Origin of the sequence: Bradyrhizobium sp. SZCCHNR1051 (assembly GCF_032489615.1) — a bacterium.
Taxonomy (GTDB): Bacteria; Pseudomonadota; Alphaproteobacteria; order Rhizobiales; family Xanthobacteraceae; genus Bradyrhizobium.
Genome location: NZ_JAUEYJ010000007.1, coordinates 142,227 through 160,675, shown reverse-complemented (window position 1 = coordinate 160,675; position 18,449 = coordinate 142,227). Strand labels below are relative to the sequence as shown.

General features: G+C 64.3%; 13 protein-coding genes. 6 read left to right on the top strand and 7 right to left on the bottom strand.

The features are described 5' to 3' along the window. Positions 1-41: 41 nt before the first annotated feature. The 6 genes from QW868_RS10645 to QW868_RS10620 form a co-directional block, all read right to left on the bottom strand. Positions 42-791 carry an ABC transporter ATP-binding protein gene (locus QW868_RS10645; RefSeq protein ID WP_315738923.1) on the bottom strand — a complete coding sequence of 250 codons (750 nt, stop codon included), beginning with the start codon at positions 789-791 and terminating at the stop codon, positions 42-44. Between the two features lie 32 nt (positions 792-823). Next, positions 824-1,666 carry an ABC transporter permease gene (locus QW868_RS10640; RefSeq protein WP_315738922.1) on the bottom strand — a complete coding sequence of 281 codons (843 nt, stop codon included), beginning with the start codon at positions 1,664-1,666 and terminating at the stop codon, positions 824-826. 145 nt (positions 1,667-1,811) lie between these two features. Continuing rightward, entirely contained in the window at positions 1,812-3,077 is a 1,266-nt protein-coding gene (locus QW868_RS10635; RefSeq protein ID WP_315782735.1) for a class I SAM-dependent methyltransferase, read from the bottom strand. A 69-nt stretch (positions 3,078-3,146) separates the two neighbouring features. Next, positions 3,147-3,887: an SDR family oxidoreductase gene (locus tag QW868_RS10630; RefSeq protein WP_316230520.1), complete on the bottom strand. Its 741-nt coding sequence runs from the start codon at positions 3,885-3,887 to the stop codon at positions 3,147-3,149. After that, a complete protein-coding gene (locus QW868_RS10625; RefSeq protein ID WP_316230519.1) occupies positions 3,884-4,420 on the bottom strand; it encodes a WbuC family cupin fold metalloprotein in 537 nt (178 codons plus the stop codon). The genes QW868_RS10630 and QW868_RS10625 overlap by 4 nt, the downstream gene beginning before the upstream one ends. Next, the gene (locus QW868_RS10620) at positions 4,417-5,622 is read right to left on the bottom strand and encodes a methyltransferase domain-containing protein (RefSeq protein ID WP_316230518.1); all 1,206 of its coding nucleotides are present in this window, start codon (positions 5,620-5,622) and stop codon (positions 4,417-4,419) included. Before QW868_RS10620 ends, QW868_RS10625 begins: the two co-directional genes overlap by 4 nt. A 400-nt stretch (positions 5,623-6,022) precedes the next feature. Here QW868_RS10620 and QW868_RS10615 point away from each other — a divergent pair, with 400 nt between their 5' ends. Beyond that, positions 6,023-6,292 carry a hypothetical protein gene (locus QW868_RS10615; protein ID WP_315777190.1) on the top strand — a complete coding sequence of 90 codons (270 nt, stop codon included), beginning with the start codon at positions 6,023-6,025 and terminating at the stop codon, positions 6,290-6,292. Positions 6,293-6,441: 149 nt separating this feature from the next. Continuing rightward, positions 6,442-8,532, top strand: coding sequence for a TIGR04372 family glycosyltransferase (locus tag QW868_RS10610; RefSeq protein WP_316230517.1), 2,091 nt, complete (start codon positions 6,442-6,444; stop codon positions 8,530-8,532). An 86-nt stretch (positions 8,533-8,618) separates the two neighbouring features. On the opposite strand, the gene QW868_RS10605 is transcribed toward QW868_RS10610, so the two are convergent. After that, positions 8,619-10,829 carry a TIGR04372 family glycosyltransferase gene (locus QW868_RS10605; RefSeq protein ID WP_316230516.1) on the bottom strand — a complete coding sequence of 737 codons (2,211 nt, stop codon included), beginning with the start codon at positions 10,827-10,829 and terminating at the stop codon, positions 8,619-8,621. 474 nt (positions 10,830-11,303) lie between these two features. On the opposite strand from QW868_RS10605, the gene QW868_RS10600 reads away from it, so the two are divergent. Genes QW868_RS10600 through QW868_RS10585 form a run of 4 tightly spaced genes read left to right on the top strand, consistent with a single transcriptional unit; the run spans position 11,304 to position 18,447 of the window. Then, complete coding sequence (locus QW868_RS10600) at positions 11,304-13,406, top strand: TIGR04372 family glycosyltransferase (RefSeq protein ID WP_316230515.1); 2,103 nt, start codon at positions 11,304-11,306, stop codon at positions 13,404-13,406. Positions 13,407-13,420: 14 nt separating this feature from the next. Beyond that, a complete protein-coding gene (locus QW868_RS10595) occupies positions 13,421-15,385 on the top strand; it encodes an acyltransferase family protein (protein ID WP_316230514.1) in 1,965 nt (654 codons plus the stop codon). A gap of 25 nt (positions 15,386-15,410) precedes the next feature. Next, positions 15,411-16,490, top strand: a complete 1,080-nt coding sequence (locus QW868_RS10590; RefSeq protein ID WP_315813243.1) for a hypothetical protein — start codon at positions 15,411-15,413, stop codon at positions 16,488-16,490. Continuing rightward, positions 16,468-18,447, top strand: a complete 1,980-nt coding sequence (locus tag QW868_RS10585; protein WP_316230513.1) for an acyltransferase family protein — start codon at positions 16,468-16,470, stop codon at positions 18,445-18,447. Before QW868_RS10590 ends, QW868_RS10585 begins: the two co-directional genes overlap by 23 nt. Positions 18,448-18,449 lie beyond the last annotated feature (2 nt).

Genomic DNA, 18,449 nt, shown 5'->3' with positions numbered 1-18,449 from the left:
GTTCAGCGAGCTTCCTGCCGCATGCTGTCGAGCCCGGCCGCTCAAACCTTGGGCAGCTCTTTGAGAACATCGTCCAGGGCGCCGAAGGCCCGCACGCGGCCGCCATCGAGATAGAGCCCGAGATTGCAGGTGTCGCGAAGCAGGCCATGATCATGGGTGGCGAGCACGACGATTCCCGAGCGCATCGTGATGTCCTGCAGCCGGCCGTGGGTCTTCTTGCGGAACTGCGCGTCACCGACCGCGATCCACTCGTCCATCAGGATGATGTCGCCGTGAATCGAGGCTGCGATCGAGAACACGAGACGCAGCAGCATGCCTGAGGAATAGGTCCGGATCGGCAGCTCCAGATAATCGCCGAGCTCGGCGAATTCGGCGATCTCCGGCACGCGCTGCTCGATTTCCTCGGGCGAGAGCCCCAGGATCAGGCCGCGCGTCCTGATGTTCTCATACCCCGACGCCTCTTCGTCCATGCCGAGACCGATGTCGAACATCGGAACGTTCCGTCCGACGACCCGCAACGAGCCGCGCGTGGGCTCGTAGATGCCGGCGAGCACGCGGATCAGCGTGGTCTTGCCGGCGCCGTTGTGGCCGATCAGGCCGAGCCGGTCGCCCTGCTTCAGGGTGAAGCTGATGTCGTCGAGCGCCTGGACGAACTGGAACGAGCCGTCGCTCTTCGAGACCCGGCCGCCGACGCGTGAGGCCGCCTTGATGGCCAGATGCCGGAATGATCGTGCGTTCGGCGGCGCGACCGGAAATTCGATACCGATTTGCTTGGCTTCAATGAGAGTCATTCGAGGCGGATCCAGAGCTCCCGGCCATGATATCAGGCCCAATACACGACGCGCGACCGATAGCGCGTGTAGATATAGATCATGGCGGCGGTCAGGACCGCGACCGATCCAATGGCACCGGCCCAGGTCGCAAGGCCGGGAACGTCGCCCATCAGCGGACCGCGCGTGACCGCCAACAGATAGGCGATCGGATTGAGCGTGACGATGAACTCGCCGCCGCGGATGCTCGACGGTTCCCAGATGATCGGAGAGACGAAGAACAAGAGCTGCAGCACCGCCGCCATGACCGGCGGCACGTCGCGATAGCGCACGCAGATCATTGAGACGATCACCGAGGCGCTGACGACGAAGACGTAGACGATCATCAGGCCGAGGATGGCCAGGACCATTCCGAATCCGATCGACCATGGATAGACGAGCCAGATGAACGGGATCACCGCGATGTTGTGCAGGAAGATGATCAGATTGCGCTGAACCATACGCATGACATGGATCAGAATCGGCATGTCGACGGCCTTGATCATGCCGCCTGCATTGATCATCGTGTAACAGGCTTCGCTGAGCGAGGACGAGATGAAGCTCCAGATGGTCATGCTGACCATGAAGTGGGGCAGGTAGGTCTTCATGTCGGCGCCGAGGAAGCGGCCGGCCACCGTGCCCATGATCAGGGCGGTGATCGCGTTGGTGGCCGTGATCCACCACGGGCCCAGCATGGTACGGCGGTATTTCGATCGGATGTCACCGGCAGCGAGCGCGCGCCAGGTGACGTGACGGGTGATGAAAGGTGCGATGTCCTCGCGGCAGCGCGCCCAGGAGATGCGACGCCGATCCGCAACCACGAACCGCTCGACCTGTCCATCGGTCAGGGTGGTCATCCTTGTACCTCGCGTGAGCCGTAAGTGTTTGTCTTACCAGCCGAATGCGGTTGGACCCCCGCCACGCCGGCGGCCAATCGCCGGGGCTTGCTGGACCATGTTACGAGGGCACTGTCAACCGGTCAGCTCAGGCCGCCGCCGCGGCTCAGATCGCCACCGAGCCCGCGGCGCCGACGATCCGCGGCTCCGGCAGCGGCACCAGGAATCGGCCGCCTGCGTCCAGGTAGGCCTGGTTGCGCTTCAGGATCGGGTCCGCATAGATCCAGGCGAGGATGACGACGATGTCGGGCTTTCGCGTCGCGAGCTCGCTGGAGGGCAGCACCGGGATGTGGGCGCCCGGGCTGAAGCGGCCGTGCTTGAGCTGGTTGTCGTCGACGATGAACTTGATCCGGCTTTCCAGCTCGAAATGGTAGAGCAGGGTGGTGGTGGTGGTCGAGGCGCCGTAGGCCGCGACCAGCTTGCCCGCGGCGATGGCCTCGTCGAGGGTGGCGAGCACCCTGCGCTTGCAGTTTTCGATGGCGACGAACCAGTCCCGGTAGATCAGCGGCTTGGTGACGCCGCGCCGCTCCTCCTCGGCGATCAGTTTCGACAGCTCCGCCGAGCGCGGCCGCTTGCCGGTCGATTTCGGCTGCGCAAAGGCCCGGATCGAGCCGCCCTTGGTGCCTGTCCTCTCGACATGGAACAGCGTCATGTCGTGCCGGTTCAGGAAGGTCTCGAGCGGGATCAGCGCGTGATGCGAGACGTGCTCGTGGTAGATGGTGTCGAACACCATGTTGTCGATCATGTCGACGATGTAGGAGACCTCGAAAACGAAGGCGCCGTCGTCGGCGAGCAGGAGGCGGATGCCCTTCACGACGTCGGACATGTTGTCGATATGCGCAAACACGTTGTTGGCGCAGAACAGCTTGGCTTCGCCCTGCTCCGACTTGATGCGGGCCGCCAGCGCGCTGGTGAAGAAATCCGGGATCGTCGGCACGCCTTCCTTGGTGGCGGTCGCCGCGATGTCGCGGGCGGGGTCGATGCCCTGCACGCGCATGCCCTCGTTCTTGAACGCCTTGAGCAGCGAGCCGTCATTGCTGCCCATCTCGGCGACCAGGCTGCCCTTGGGGATGGCGAGCGAGGACACCACCGATTGCGCATAGCGCTTGAAGTGCTCGACGAGGCCGAGCGAGACCGAGGTGCGGTAGGTGTAGTCGCGAAACAGGATGTCGGGATCGACGACGTCGAGATTCTGCAGATGGCCGCAGTCGAGGCAAAGATAGCAGTCGAGCGGGTAGAGGTCCTGGGTCTCGCTCAGCCGGTCCGCCGTCACGAACGCGTCGCCGATCGCCGAAGGCCTGATCGGCAGCACGTGATCGAGCGAGGTCGAGCCGCACAGGCGGCAATCGGTCTTGTGCTTGACGTGCTGCATGAGGTGTCGATCCTGGGTTGGCGATCCCGCAGGCGGGATGGTCGGCCGGAGAGGAGTTTGCGGCGGGTTTTACAGGCCCGCGAAGCTCTTGGCGACCTCTTCTTGCCAGACTGTGGACACTCCGCCATCCAGGAACAGGCTCTGCCCGTTGATGAACGAAGCGCGCGCGCTGCAGAGGAAGTCGAGGGCGTCGGCGCATTCCTCGGCCGTCCCGAGCCGGCCCAGCGGGACCAGCTTCCGGTAGGTCTCCATCAGCTTCTCGTTCTGCTCGTAAAAGATGCGCGATTCGCGCTTCAGATAGGTCAGCGGCATGATCGCGTTCACGCGGATGCCGCGCCGGCCGAGCGTCGCGGCGTAATGCCGGACCATCGCATTGAGGCCGCCCTTCACGACGTGGTAGCCGACCGGCTGCGAACTGCCGACGAATTCGGCATAGACCGAGCTGACCACGCCGATGGCGCGGTCGCCATCGTCAGCGAAATGGCCGGAAAAGCCCTCGATCAGGTCGCGCGAGGCGGTCAGGCCGACCTGGATTTCCCCGGCCCAGGGATCGCCCTGGCCGCGAAAGCGCTGGCTCAGGACGAGGTAGCGGACCGGGCCGTTGGCCTCGGCGATCTCACCCCAGAGCCCGGCAAAGCTCTCGCTGCGCTCGAGATCGGCGGAAAAATGCTTCAAGCCGGGCTGATCGGGAAAATCGGCCGGGCGCTGCCGCGACACGACGCTGACGGCGCAGCCGCGCGCCAGGAAGCGTTCGACGACCACGCGGCCGAGGCCGCGGGTGCCGCCGACCACGACGGCATGGCTGGTCATGCCGCAACGCCCCGCCGTGCGGCGACACGCCGGACGAGATCGGCCTGATAGGCCGCGGCGCCGGCGACGTCGCTGTCCTCGGGCGCGAAGTCGGCGAACACGCTGGCGCCGGGGCGGAACGGGCCGTTGGTGATCTCGTGCACGATCAGCAGGTCGCTGCGGATGATCAACGTATGGAAGAACGCGTTCGACATCCGGTAGTAGAACGGCCGCGCTCCGCCCGGCGGCCCCAATTCGACCACGCGCTCGATCCGGCCGTCGTCGTCGAACACCACGATATCGACCTCGCCCTCGATGATGTGGAACGCTTCGCTCTTGCCCGGGTGCTTGTGCGGCCGGATGTAGGAGCTGGAATCGATCGCGATGATCATTTCATGCAGGGTGTCATCGCCGTCCGGATGGGCGTTGATCCGGGCCCGCCGCTTCGGGCTGGCCTTCACCGCGGCCTTCAGGGTGCTGATCTCGGACTGCCCGACCGCCGCAATCGGGCCCTCGGCGAGGAACACCTCGGGGGATTTCTGGACGAGCGTCATGCGTGATCCCTCATGATCGAATTGTCGAGCGCGGCGTAGATCGAGCGGAATTCCACGCCCCTGGCGGCAAGCGGAGCAAGCTTTTCACGCACCTTGCCCTCGATATGGGGGGCCACGGCGAACAGGCACAGCCTGATCCGTTCGTCATCCAGCAATCGTTGCGAGCCTACCACAGGCGTATGGAGGCCGGGGGGGAAAAAGCCCGCCTTGTCGGCGTCATCGTCGACGGCCACCGCGATCAGGTCGGCCAGGCCGAAGGCGTTGACGAACATGATGGCGTGATGGCCGATGCCGAACAGCGCGATCCGGTCGCGGTCGGGACCGGCCAGGGCCATCAGCTTGCTGCGCAGTTGCGCGCGGGTGGCGGCGAAATTGTCACGATAGGCCTGGAACAGGCTGGAAGGTCCGCGAGGCGCGACCGGCGGGGCGGGACTATCGGCCGGGGTGAGGACGGCGACCAGGGCATCTTCCAGGGCGCCCGGATAGCGAAGCAGGGCCAGAACGCGATAGCCGCTCACCTCAGCCAGACGCCGCAGCGTGTCCTCGACGAAGTAGCAGCTGTGCTCCTCCCACAGGAAGCAGTAGTCGCGCGCCGCGAGGAACTTGCTGCTGTCGGGGACCTCGATCAGCAGCAGGCCATCGGGATTTAGCAGAACCTTGAGTGCTTGCAGCGCCTGCACCGGCTCCGGCGTGTGCTCGAGGATGTAGCGGCACGATACAATGTCGAAAGTGCCAAGCTGCGTCGCTTCTGCAGCCAGCCGTTCGGCACGGAGGGTGGCCTGCCAGGTTTCCAGATAGGGATAGCGTCCCGGAGCGCCGTCGGCACCGAGCGCAAGGGCGCTCGCGGTGAGCCCGCGGGCCTGCAACCTGCCCAGCAGGGGCCCCTCGAACGGACCGGTCCCGAGGGCGGTGCAGGCCCGCGGCTTCAACGACAGCAGTTCTCCGACCAGGGCGTCGAGATGGGCTTCCGGCTCCCGGTAGCGGATCCATGGCACCTCGGGAACAAGCACGTCTGCCGGCGGAGGCTCGCGGAGCTGGACGAGCTGACACGTGTCGCACGCGACGATGTCGAGGGTTATCCGACGCTGGACATGGTTCTCACGCGCGAACCGGTTGCAGACCGGGAGCTCACCAAGCGGGAGCGCCTGCGTGGCGATCGGCTGACCGCACAATCGGCAGCCGAATAGTGGTCCGGTGGACATGGCTCGGCTGGATCGCTCGATCAATGGACACGCTCAGGCTCGCCGCTGCGTCCAGCGCGCCGGCTGCTATGGATGTTGCCATCTGGAGGCAACCTCCATAGCAGTGTAATCGGGAACATGACAACGTAAAATGTTCGGCTTGGCAGAGACCCTGGAACTCGCGTCATTTGTGATGTTTCGCGTTACTATTGCTCTTTGAGCGCTCGCATCACTCCTTCTCGGTTCAACCGACGAATCAGTGTCAAGAACGCCAGTAGATATTTGTTCTACAGTAGCGGGGATTGTGCGACTGGGCAGTCTTCCAGCGAAGATGCTACACATGATGACCAGGGGCTTTGGCGGCTATTGTTCCGCCGCATGAGATCTAACGTTGGTAAGAGGGGGCGCCGGCGTGAAGGATATGGTTTTCGTTTTAAGATCGATCTTGCGCACCGTCTGCGTGAGCACGGTCCTCTTCTGTGTTCTTCTTGCAGTCGGCGCAGGGTTCCTCAACGCCTTGCTTGCGGGATTTGTGGCTTTCGTCTTCATCTTGCTGGGGATCGGCCGGCTCGTGCTCGAGCGGCTGGCTCTGTGGTCGACAATTCTGCTGATTGTCGACAGGGCAGGGCTGTTGCCGATCACCGAGTGGGTTCACGGGATCATCACGCTCATTGGTCGCGGGTTGGCTTGACAGCCCGACAGGCATGCGGCGTGTATTGCCGACAGCCAATTCGAGACAGGCGACAAACGGCATAGCCTTCTCCTGGTCTGCCGCAGGGCGGTCTGGATGTTCGAGAACGGGGGCCTGGCCGTGAGCCGAAGACGGATTTGGGGTAGCCGATGCAGCGCTTCAAGGAGCCGCTAGTTCTGCAGAGCCCAGTGCGCAGACGCGGATTCCTTGAGCTGTTCAACGCACTGGAGACTCTGCCAGCCGAATCGGCCCGTTGGGGAGAGCGGTCTCTGCTGGGGCCGCAGCGATGGGCGCGCATCCTGATCGTCGGGACTGCCAAGCTGCTGCGCCTGCTGCCGCCGCGGCTGGCCTTCCTGATCCTCGCCTTCTTCGAGATCGGAGACCTTCGCGATCGCCGCCTGCTGCAAAGAGCCTATCAGGTCTACTGCGCGTCTCTGCTGGCGAAGGATCCGGACCTGCGGTTTTCGGGATTGCTCGGACGGTGCTTTCCAATGCTGTCAGCGGAACTGCTGCTTCGGATCGGGGCCGATTGGGAAGCCTATGATCTCGTCCTCCAGGATCAACTCGCAGCCCGCTCGCCGGAACTGGCGAACATGATGATTCGCGCGCTCTTCGAGCTCGGGGAGTTCGACAAGGCCTATCGGCTGGCCTCCCAGCTGGATCTGAGGGCAAGGTCGGAATCGGAGATACATCTCGCCTTTCTCAAGGGCATGCTTGAGATCATGGTGGGCAACGAGGCCCGCGCCGTCGAATGCATGTCGGACGCATGCCGTGGCATTCCCGACTACATGCGTCCTCACCAGAACATGGCGTCGCGGCCGGCGCGGAACTATCATCCCAACCCCCTCGATTTCACCTGCGGCTCCGCGGGCAGGCTGTTCGATCTCTGCAACTTCACCGGCCAGCGCGTGACTCATGTCGGCTCTGGCGACGTCGGCATCGGTCTGTTCACGAGAGCGCTTGCGGCGCAGTCGGAGCTGCTCGGCAAGGCGGCGCCGGCCGTATCAGCGGAGGCCAGCCACCTGTTGCGCAGGTTGGGAATTCCACTGGAGCAATTGCGGGTCCTTCCCGAGGAATGGACGACCCAGATCGGTCACCTCGGGATGCTGGACATCCTGTTCCGAATGCGCGACCTGGGGTGGTGGTCGGGACGACCGCTGATCGTCGTGCGACCCAACTGCGTGGCGAACAGGGCGTTTCTTCGGCTGTTCGAAAGGTTCGCCGATATCGTCGTGATCGGGGAAACCATCTCTCACGCGCTGGGCGAAGAGCTGCTGTCGCTGCAGCGTTGGTACGGCATGAACTTCAATGTGTTTCGACTGCCGAACGGCGACGTGGTGCCGTGGCAGGAAGCCGGGGCGCTTGCCATCCTGCAGTGGGAGCGGGATGGCCGCGGGCATCCCTTGCGCGACGAGTATGACCGCCTCTACGAGGCGGCGCCGAAATTGCAGGACGACTATCGGCGGATGCGCGAATCCTGGGGCATGAAGCCGGACGACTGGTACGTGTGCCTGCACACCCGCGACGGTTCCCATTATTCCGAGGTCGACGGCACCGGCCAGACCCATCGCAATGCGCCGATTGAGACCTACCTCGATGCGATCCACGCGGTCACCCGCAGGGGCGGCTGGGTGATCAAGCTCGGTGGTCCAAATTCACCCGGACTTCCGCCGCTCGACCGTGCAATCGATTATGCTCAGAGCGGGTTCAGATCCGAACTGATGGACATCTGCCTCATTCGGAATGCCAAAGCCTTCATTGGCACGACTTCAGGATTGACGAATGTCGCGATCAGCTTCGGCATTCCAAGTGCCCTCGTGAATTGCATCACCACGGATCCGCAATTGTGGAACAGCGCTGTTCGGTTTGCGCTGAAGCCGGTGCGTCTCGCCGACGGAAGGATGCTGACCCAGACTCAGCTCACCTCGCCCCCCTGGCGCTGGCGCTTGTTCGACGCCTGCGTTCTCAGCCGCAACGGAGCGCAGCCGTTGAACAACACGTCAGACGAAATCCTCGCGGTCGTCGAAGAGGTCGTCGATCTCGCTTGCGGGCACGCGGCCAACACCGCCTCGCAGCAACTCCTGTCGCTCTGGAGGGAGCAGCTTCTGCTGCCTCACTATTACGGCGGCGGCACGATCAGTGCCCACTATCTCGCGAAGTACGAAAGTGCATTCTTGGTGCCTGGACCGGCTCCGCTGCGGAAGAGCCTCCCCGAGGCCGCCATGGCACGACAACGCTAGTCCGACAGCACGCCCAACTATTCGCGGCCGACGTCCTCAGGTGCGCGCCTGGCCCAGGCGGCATCGCTCGATGCGTTGCGCTGTCCTCACGGTTCTCTCAGCAGGTCCTGAGCGTATTTCTCGAGGAAATACCGGCTCGGCCGTGAACTGCCGAAGAAGCCCGGCACCTGGACGTGACGCTCCCATTTGCCGTCCACGCCGGGGGCGGGTCCTTTCCGCCGGGGATCGGAAATTTCGAGCACCTCGCGCACGGCTTCCAGGATTTCGTCGGAGCTGCTCTCGCTCACGACGAGTTTGGCACGCGCCATGGATTCATGGGTCGGGTAAGCCCAGCGATACTCTTCCGAGGTCCATTCGCTCAGCGAAAGCATCTGGCCGTCCGCCCTGTGCACGGGCTTGAGCGCAAAGCGGGTGTCCGTCGACCACAGCAGGCCGATCGAGCTCAATGCATTCACCATCGCGGTGGGGATGCCGAAGCTGCTTGCCACATAGGCAAAGCCGGAGGTCGTGCCGATGAACATGCGGGCACGGCGCATCAAGTGAATGTCCATCTCTGGAAACGCATCGTCGCTGCGGGCATAGTCCACCACCCGTTCCATTTGCGGGAACGGCGGCACCTTGCGACCGCCCATCCGGACAACCCATCCGCCGCATTCGGTGATGTGGCGGACCGCATCGAGATAGCTCGCGAGCGACGCGTTGCGGATGGATTCACCGACGCCTTCGGTATCATTCCGGGTCTGGGCGTCGCGCACGTGCAGGCAGACGAACCAGTCGCCGTCTGCCATGCCCCACCTGCGCCGGTAGTCCTGGTACGTCTGCTCGACGCGGTTGTCGGCAAGCAGTCGGCGGTCGTAGATGTCGCGCAGCGGAAAGCTTCGTTGCCGGCTTTCCCATTGCTTGAGCGCGAGTGAGCCCGCATCGTTCCAGTACACCGCGCGTCCGTCCTCGAAGCGGAATGCCTGGTGGGAATCCCCGATGAACGGGGTGAGGCTGGCGAGTTCGTGCCATAGTCCGGCGCTGACGTTCTCGCCCAAGGTGAGCGTCGGACAGATCTCGGAGAACAGCGACAGGAACGGCTTGTTGGCGATCCGGTCTTTGTAGGCCAGGAGCAGCGGCTGGCCCTGCCACCACTCCATCTCGCGCATCATCAGATGAACGTTGAGATGGCCGTTATGCCCGATCAGCGCGCTCCAGTCCGGAGAGAGCAGCCTGACGTCCGATAGATCGGTGTCGAGCTTCTTGAGAAGGGCCTTGAGCTCGGGGCTTGGCGCGGGAAGATGACGGCGCAACCGCTTCTGTGTCTCCGTCAGCTTGATGTAGACCTGGGGGACATGGAAGCCCTCGCCGCTGTGATATGTCGTCAGCAGAAGGTGGCGATAGGCGTAGAACAGGTTGATCTCCGACAACACCTTGCGCTGCGGATGGTCGGCGGGAAAGCGCTCCCAGTATTGGCCGCGGTCCTCGCGTGTGGCGAGGATATCGTCGTGCCGGGGGAGACCGAGCTGAGTGACGAGGGTCTCGATCAGCTCCTTGTCGCAGAAGAAGTTGGGAACGTAGCGGTCGAGCGGGGCTTCGAACAGCTCGGGGTCGCCGTCTCGGCGCGCATCGTATTGCCGTCCTTCGAAGGAGGTCTGCTCGAAACGAAAGTTCCGGTGCTCCAGCATGATCTTGATCAGCTCGGCAAACCGGCGCAGGTCTTGCGGACGAAGTGCGGTCCAATTGATGGTGTGGGCCTGCGCCAGCAGCTCCATGAAGTAGCCGGACGTCAGCTTTTTCGTCAGTTTGCCGATCGCCTCCATGAACTCGTCATCGACCCGGTCCCAGTCGATTCTGGGAAACAGCTCCAGAACGCGCTTCTCCTTCTCGCACATGAGAAGGAAGAGAATCAGCTCGTTGCAGTACTGACCCGAGTGGCCGCGGGCGAGCACCCATTGCATCTCCTTTTCGATGTCGGGACCGCAGAAATAGCGAAACTGCCGGTCAAACTCGTTCCGGTGTGCATAGCGGTGGAAGACGAGCGCCACCATGAAGGCCTGTTTGAAGGTCAACAGGGCGAAGATCAGGTCCTTCAAAGATTCCGCCCGTTCCTGGCCGGCTGCATTCAGAAGCCAGCCGATCGCCCTCGCGGCACGTCCGGCGAGGTTCGACTTCAACGCTTGTACCCGACTGCGTTGACGTGGCGCGGGATGCCCGGCTGGATCTGAGTGAACGGACTCGAAGAACATTTCCAAGGCCCCATGACGATATCGAAGGTTTCTCCGGCGCACTGCTTCTGCAGCCCAACCGCCCGGCATTGAAACGGGCCTGCCAGCTTTCCAGACCAGACAGGGATTGCGCCCAGGCGTGGCAGGAGCATAGAGCGCGAGTCGGTTGGCCGCCAGTCCAAGCGCTCGCTGCCTGTCAGGAGAGGGGGACTTGAACGGACCGCTGCCAACGACGATGGCAGCTCTCCGACGGGGCCGTTCGGATGGCTGTTGGGCTCGCGAGAGCGGGTCCGGGGCCCCTGGGGCGTCGGCAAGTCCGGCGGCAGTGCTTCGCCCGATTGAACCCGAGCTCGCCGCAATTCTGACGGTCTCACCACAAGCGAGGGAGGCGAATTCACGCTGTCTCCGATGCAGGCATCACTAGGCACAACGTGCGGCTTATGTCCCCGAAGGCGGATCTCGAAGGCGGGCGCGGCGGCTCCTTCCGCCGGATTCGGGTTGATCGGGTGGGGCCTTCACAGTAATCGTTGCCTGCTGTTTCCGAGGTTGCGCCGGAGGTGCGGTTTGCCGCTCGACACCATTTCGACCGAGGGCCCGCCCGTCGGCAGCTCTCCGTTCCGCGACCTGACGCTCGCGGAACGTGCATTCGGACGGCATTATCCTCTATTGCGCCTTCTCGCGCGGCTTCCGGGTCGGCATTTTCTGCGCAATCTGGCATTCACGGTGTTGCCGTTCAGGGCGAGGTTTTGGCTGACGGTACAATTCCGCCACTTCTTCCAGCATCCGGGCCTGGACCGCCACTTCGTCTTTTTCTGCGGTCCCTTCCTGGGCCGGTACTTGCCCTGGATCTTCAACAGCTCTGTTTGGGAGCGCTACCCGAACGAGGTGGCATTCTATCTTCTACTCGCCGGGTACCGGAAAGAAGCGCTGCCGTTGTTCCGCCGGTTGAAGTGGGATGGCGAGCACCCGATTGCCGAGCTCGCCTTGCACGGAACAGGCGTCGTCGGTGACGGATACTCGATGGATATGCTGACGCAGATCCATTATCTTGACTGGCAGCAGGCTGCCGAGCGGTCGCCAGCGATGCGGACCTTCGTCCGGCTGATGTTGGAGCATCGCAACTTTCAATATGAAGAACGGGCTTTTCGCGGGCGTGTCGAGTTCGATCACGTTCCGAGGGACGTTCCGGCCGAGCAGTTCATTCCTTATTTCTTCCGCGACCGCGAGGTGATCGCGCGCCTGATGCAGGAACTCGGTCTCGTCGATTCGACGGGGGTCCTTCGAGAGCTGGATGAGTCCGGGCAGTACTGGGAAAGCCTCCCCGCGCATCTGCCTGATCGCGGGGTCTGTCTCGACATCTACTTGTTCTATGCTTATCGCGAACTCCTGCTCAGGACTTACCACAACGGTGAAGGAGATAAGGTCCCTCTCGTTTACAGACGCGGTCTGGACACGCAACGTCGCCTTCGCCGTCATCTTCCGAAGCCGTCTGCCGAGCTGAAGCGTGTGCTCGATGGGGTCGGTGCCGAGCTCGGCGATGTCAGATTGCTCTCACCCGATTGGAGCGCGCTGATCGGTCACAATGGTCATCTGAACGTGCACCTGATGATGCGGAGCATGGGGTGGTGGAAAGGACAGCCGCTCCTGCTCGCCTACAAGGATCGGATCGCCAACAAGCCTTTCCTTTCGCTGTTTTCCGAGATCTGTCCAACGCTCACCCTGGGCGAGAACGTTTCTCCCGGTGTCTGGTACGAGCTCGCCAGCCTGACGCCTTTCCTCGGTGACTCGCATCAGGCCTTCCAGTTCGAGGACGGCCGGACGATGTATTGGAACGATGCAGGCGCGATGGCTCTCCAGCAGTGGGAGCGCGCAGGCAAGGGTTTTCCGTTGCGCGACATCTATGACGCGCGCATGCAGGCGGACGACAGGACCGAGGTGCTGTACCAGGCGCTGCGTCGGAAATGGGGGCTTGCACCCGGCGATTGGTTCGTCTGCCTGCACATGCGCGACGCCGAAGCGCGCGGCGAGACCCTCGGCACGGGCGAGTCGATCCGCAGTGCCACCATCGGCAACTATCTCGAGACCGTCCGCTACATCACCCAGCAGGGCGGCTGGGTGATCCGCATGGGCGGCCGCAAGGCGCCGCCGCTGCCGGACATGCCGCGCGTGGTCGACTACGCGAGAAGCGAGGATCAGGTGGCGGAGATGGACATCCACCTGATGCGCCGCGCCCGCATGTTCATCGGCACGACCTCGGGCTTTGCCTATGTCGCGAGCAGCTTCGGCATTCCGACCGCCATGGTGAACGCCTTGAGCTCCGTCGGCCTGCTGTGGTCGAAGGACACGCGCTTCTCGCTCAAGCCAGTGCATACGCGCGAGGGGCGCATGCTGTCATTGAGCGACGTCACCTCCGAGACCTGGCGCTGGACGTTTCCGACCTATGAGACGGTCAAGGCTGCCGGCCTCACCGTCGGCGAGAGCTCGGCCGACGAGATCCTGGAGACCACCCGGGAGGTGCTGGATCTGTCCTCCGGGGCGCCGCCCGTCATCCCGCCGGTCGACGATGCCTGGGAAAAATGTGTGAACATCCAGGGATTCTTCGGCAATTCGCGGCCGTCCCGCTATTTCCTGGACAAATATGCGGCGTCTCTGCTCGATCGCTCCTGAAACGAAACGGTCCGATGAACTTCGCCCAACCGAACATGTCCCTGGAAGAAGCCCGCGCCACCCCGCTCGGCTATCGCGCCGACATCGACGGCCTGCGTGCCGTCGCCGTGCTGCCGGTCCTTCTCTACCACGCGTTTCCCGCGGCCGTCCCCGGCGGCTTCTACGGCGTCGACATCTTCTTCGTCATCTCCGGCTATCTGATCACCGGGATCATCCACAAGCAGATGCTGTCGAAGACGTTCAGCATCGCCGATTTCTATGCCCGCCGGATTCGCCGCATCTTTCCGGCGCTGATCACGGTGGTGCTGGTCACCTTCCTGATCGCCTGGTTCGTGCTGCCGCCGCGCGAGCTGAAATCGCTCGGCACCAACATCGCCGGCGGCGCCGTCTTCATCCAGAACTTCATCCTGCTCGGGCAGGTCGGCTATTTCGACCTTGCCGCCGAGAAGAAGCCGCTGCTGCATCTGTGGTCGCTGGCGATCGAGGAGCAATACTACATCGTCTGGCCGCTGCTGCTGATGCTGATCGGCTCATGGCGGCGCAGGAGCCTGGCGATCACGGTCGCGCTGGCGGCGGCGTCGTTCGTCGCGTGCCTGATCGTGCAGCCGCGCGCGCCAGACTATGCGTTCTATCTGCCGGTGACGCGGGCTTGGGAATTGCTGGTCGGCTCGGCCCTCGCGCTCTGGGTCAATGGCCGCAGTGCGGAGGCTCGTCCGCAGCCGCTGATCGGCGTCCCGCTCGTCCGCGAACTCATCGCGCTGGCCGCGATGCTCGCGATCGTGGTCGCGTTCTGGCGCTACGGTCGGCTCACCCCGCATCCGGGCGTTCACACGTTGCTGCCCGTGCTGGGCGCAGCCGCCTTGATCGCGACCAGCGGCACGCTGGTGCATCGCTATGTACTGTCGTCGACACCGGCCGTCTTCGTCGGCCTGATCAGCTATCCGCTCTATCTCTGGCACTACCCGCTGATGGCCTATGCGCGCATCCAGTTCATCGATGCGGTGCCGGTGTGGGTCATGGTCGCGATCATCGTGGCCAGCATGGTGCTGGCCTGGGCCACCTACAGCCTCATCGAGCGGCCGATCCGCTTCGGCCGACGCCTGGTGCCGCTCAAGGTCGGCGGACTGCTCGGCGGCATGGTCGCGCTGGGCATCGTCGGCGTGGTCGCCGACCGCACCAATGGCCTGCCGGCGCGCATTCCCGCCGAGCTTCGCGGCTTCATGCTGGACGGCAGCGAGACTGCCCGCTTCTGGCGGGCCGACAAATGCCTGCTGAAGCCGGATCAGAGCGCGTCCGAATTCTCTCCGGAATGCGCGGGCACCGGCCGCCATCCGCTCATTTTGGTCTGGGGCGACTCCTATGCGGCATCGCTCTATCCGGGACTTGCTCATTTCGGTGCCGAGCGGGGATTCGAGGTCGCGGAATTCACCGCCTCCGCCTGTCCGCCGCTGCTCGGTTTCGTCCATCCGGAACGGCGGTTCTGCAAGGGCGCGAACGACTTCGTCATCCAGAAGGTCGCCGAGCTGAAGCCGGATCTGGTCCTGTTCTATTCGACCTGGAGCTATGGTCCGGACGACCTGCGCAATGGGCTGGATAGAACGGTTGCCGCCTTGAAGGAGCTCAATGTTCCGAAGATCGTACTGCTCGGGCCGCCGGCGACTTGGCTCGGCGAAAGCCTGCCCGCGAACATGCTCGACTATTATTTCCGGACGCATTCGCTGTTGCCGGAGCGCACCAAGTTCCGCTCCAACGACAACTGGACGCGGGCGCTCGACGAGTTCCTGGAGGCGCACGCGCAGCGCGTGGGCATTCAATACATCTCGGCGCGCCGCATGATGTGCAACGACGACGGATGTCTCGCCCGGATCGGCGCGGACGGATCCGACCTGACCGCGTATGACAGCGGCCATTTGACCTATCCCGGCTCCGTCTTCATTGCCAGACAGGCGCTGGAGGCGTTGCCTGGCTTCGACAAATAGCCGCGTCGTCCGCCCCGGGGCCGCCATGGATCGTCGGACAGAGCAGACCGGTTGGGCCGGGCATGAGGCCGGGGACGGCCTCGGCCGGGCAGGGCGCTATCTCGCCAGCCTGCTCGGGATGACGGCGGCGATGCTGGGCGGTGTCAGCCTGTGGCTGGCTGCGCAGGGCGGCGACCATTTCAGCGCGATCAGCAGGGCCGGGGATCGGTCATGGTACCGCAATTTCGGCGGCGACAGCGTCACCGAGATCCAGGACCAGGATCTGTTCTACCATGGCATCGGCCGCTCGATCGACAACGCCCGCCAGGCCGATGTCATCATCCTCGGCTCGTCCCTGGTGTCGTTTGCGGTCGACGAGACCGTCATGCGCGAGCGCCTCGAGCACCCCTATGGCCTCAAGTTCTACAACATGGCGTTCGTCGGCGTTGCCAGCGGCGAATTCGCGCGGCAGATCGCGCTGAAGCATCACCTCCGCCCGCGGCTGTGGATCTTGAACGCCGACGATGGCGGAGGCGGGGGCAACTTCTTCCACCGCAACCTCACACGCGCGTTCGGCGCCGACGTCCGTCCGATCCCGAGCACGAAGCTCAGCCGTTTCGGCGCGACCTACGAGATCATCCGGCGCAATCTGCGCTGGCGCTTCGAGGACGTGACGCGGCCATGGCGCCAGGCGCTCGCCGGTCCGCGGGCCGGACCGCTGCCGCGCTTCGACCGCGATGATCGCACCGGCGCAGCCGACATGAGCACGTTTCCGCGCTTTCTCGCCGAAGGCAATCCGGGCGTGAAGATGACGCGCGATCCCGACTGTCACACCACGCCCGACGTGATCGCCAATGCGCGTGACCTCGTGCAGTCGCTCGGCGCGCCCGTGGTCTTGACTTTCGTTCCCAATTTTCACGGCTGCCTGACCCAGGTTCGTGAGATTGCGGATGCCGTCGGCGTCGAGACGGCGCTGCCGGCGCGGACCGACTATTCGAGCTGGGATGGCGGCGGCCATCTCGACGCCAGGGGCGCGGCTGACTTTACCCGCGACCTCGTCGGCGCTCTGGAAAAGACGCGAGCGTTTCAGGGAATGCGTGAGAATGGCGATCACCGAAAGCCTTGATCATGCGGCCGCAGCGGATCGCCATGAGCGGCCGATCAGCCGGGCGCACGCGCTGCTCTATCGTCCCGACATCGACGGCCTGCGCGCGATCGCCGTCGTCGCCGTGCTCGTCTTTCATACCTTCCCGCGGCTGCTGCCCGGCGGTTTTGCCGGCGTCGACGTATTCTTCGTGATCTCCGGCTATCTGATCACGGGCATCATCGATCGGCAGTGCGCGGACAATAGCTTCAGTTTTGCGACCTTCTACGCCCGCCGCATCCTCCGGATCTTCCCGGCTCTCATCACCGTGGTGCTGGCGACGTTCGTGATCGCCTGGTTCGTATTCCCGGTCGCCGAGATGGAAGCGCTCGGATCCAACATCAAGGGCGCCGCCGCCTTCATCGAGAACTTCATGCTGCACGAGCAGATCGTGGGCTATTTCGATCCCGGTGCGGAGCGCCTTCCGCTGCTGCATCTGTGGTCGCTCGGCATCGAGGAGCAGTACTACATCGTCTGGCCCGCGATGTTCGTGCTGATCGCCCGATGGCCGTCACGGAAGGCGGCCATGGTGGCCGCGCTCGGGCTCGGGTCGCTGGTGGTCTGCCTGTCGACCCCTGCAAGGGAGGCGGCGTGGGCATTCTATTCGCCGACCACGCGGGGCTGGGAGCTGCTGGCAGGCTCGCTCCTGGCGGTGTGGCTGCGGCAGCGTGCCGATCGCCCGATCGGTCCGACCACCAGCAGCATGCTAGCGGCTGTTGGTGTGGCGGGCATCGCCGTCGCCTTCCTCGCGTTCAGCGCAGCCTCGCCATGGCCCGGCATTCGCACCATCGTCCCCGTGCTGGCGACCATGGCCCTGATTGCGGCCGGCGGCACGCTGGTTCAGCGGGTGTTGGCGTGGCCCGCGCTGGTGTTCGTCGGCCTGATCAGCTACCCGCTCTATCTCTGGCACTTTCCGCTGATCGCCTTCACCAAGCTGCAGTTCGGCGGGGCGGCTCCGGCGTGGATCCTGCTCGCGGTGCTCGGGCTGAGCGCCGTGCTGGCCTTCCTCACCTATCGCTTCATCGAGCTGCCGATCAGGTTCGGAGCCGCGCCCGTCGCGTGGCGGGCGTGGTCTTTGCTGGCCGTGATGGCGGCGATGATCCCGATCGGCGTCGCGGCGACGAGCACGCGCGGCCTGCCGGTCCGGTTCGCGCCGGAGATCAGGGGCTTCATGCTGTCGGGCAGCGAGACCAATTCGCATTGGCGCCGTGGCCGCTGCCTGCTGCTCCTGCAGCCTGCCTCCGCATTCGGCGCCGACTGCGCCGGGCAGGGACGCCGGCCGCTGCTGCTGATCTGGGGCGATTCCTACGGCGCGGCGCTCTATCCGGGGCTGCTGCATCTGTCGACGGAGCGCGGCTATGACGTCGCGCAATATACGGCCTCCGCCTGCCCACCGCTGATCGGCTACACCTTGGAGGCCCGGCCGTTCTGCAAGAGCATCAACGACGACGTCGTGTTGCGGATCGGCCGTCTCCGGCCGGACGTCGTCATCCTCGACGCGACCTGGGGCCACGCCGAGTCCGTGCTGCGCGAGGACCTGCCGCGCACGGTCGCGCTGCTCAGGGCCAACGGCATTGCGAAGATCGTGCTGATGGGACCGCCGCCGAGCTGGCAGGGCGTCGGCCTGTCGCACAACGTGCTCGACTACTACCGGCAGACCGGAACGGTGTTGCCGGAGCGGACCCTGTTCCGCTCCAACGACGAATGGACGCGCGGCCGCGACGCGCTGTTTCGCGAGCTGACCCGTGAGCTCGGCATCGATTACATCTCCGTGCGCGACGTGTTCTGCAACGACGAAGGCTGTCTCAGCCGGATCGGTCCGGACGGCTCGCAATTGACGGCATTCGATCCCGGGCACCTCACGGTGCCCGGTGCCGTCTTCCTGGCGCGCCACACCATCAACAGCCTGCTTGGCCCGGCCCAGCGGCCGTCGCCGTGAGC

Coding starts and splice junctions, on each gene's coding strand:
- QW868_RS10645 (WP_315738923.1), bottom strand. CDS start 791: ATGACTCTCATTGAAGCCAAGCAAATCGGTATCGAATTTCCGGTCGCG.
- QW868_RS10640 (WP_315738922.1), bottom strand. CDS start 1,666: ATGACCACCCTGACCGATGGACAGGTCGAGCGGTTCGTGGTTGCGGAT.
- QW868_RS10635 (WP_315782735.1), bottom strand. CDS start 3,077: ATGCAGCACGTCAAGCACAAGACCGATTGCCGCCTGTGCGGCTCGACC.
- QW868_RS10630 (WP_316230520.1), bottom strand. CDS start 3,887: ATGACCAGCCATGCCGTCGTGGTCGGCGGCACCCGCGGCCTCGGCCGC.
- QW868_RS10625 (WP_316230519.1), bottom strand. CDS start 4,420: ATGACGCTCGTCCAGAAATCCCCCGAGGTGTTCCTCGCCGAGGGCCCG.
- QW868_RS10620 (WP_316230518.1), bottom strand. CDS start 5,622: ATGTCCACCGGACCACTATTCGGCTGCCGATTGTGCGGTCAGCCGATC.
- QW868_RS10615 (WP_315777190.1), top strand. CDS start 6,023: ATGGTTTTCGTTTTAAGATCGATCTTGCGCACCGTCTGCGTGAGCACG.
- QW868_RS10610 (WP_316230517.1), top strand. CDS start 6,442: ATGCAGCGCTTCAAGGAGCCGCTAGTTCTGCAGAGCCCAGTGCGCAGA.
- QW868_RS10605 (WP_316230516.1), bottom strand. CDS start 10,829: ATGCCGGGCGGTTGGGCTGCAGAAGCAGTGCGCCGGAGAAACCTTCGA.
- QW868_RS10595 (WP_316230514.1), top strand. CDS start 13,421: ATGAACTTCGCCCAACCGAACATGTCCCTGGAAGAAGCCCGCGCCACC.
- QW868_RS10590 (WP_315813243.1), top strand. CDS start 15,411: ATGGATCGTCGGACAGAGCAGACCGGTTGGGCCGGGCATGAGGCCGGG.
- QW868_RS10585 (WP_316230513.1), top strand. CDS start 16,468: ATGGCGATCACCGAAAGCCTTGATCATGCGGCCGCAGCGGATCGCCAT.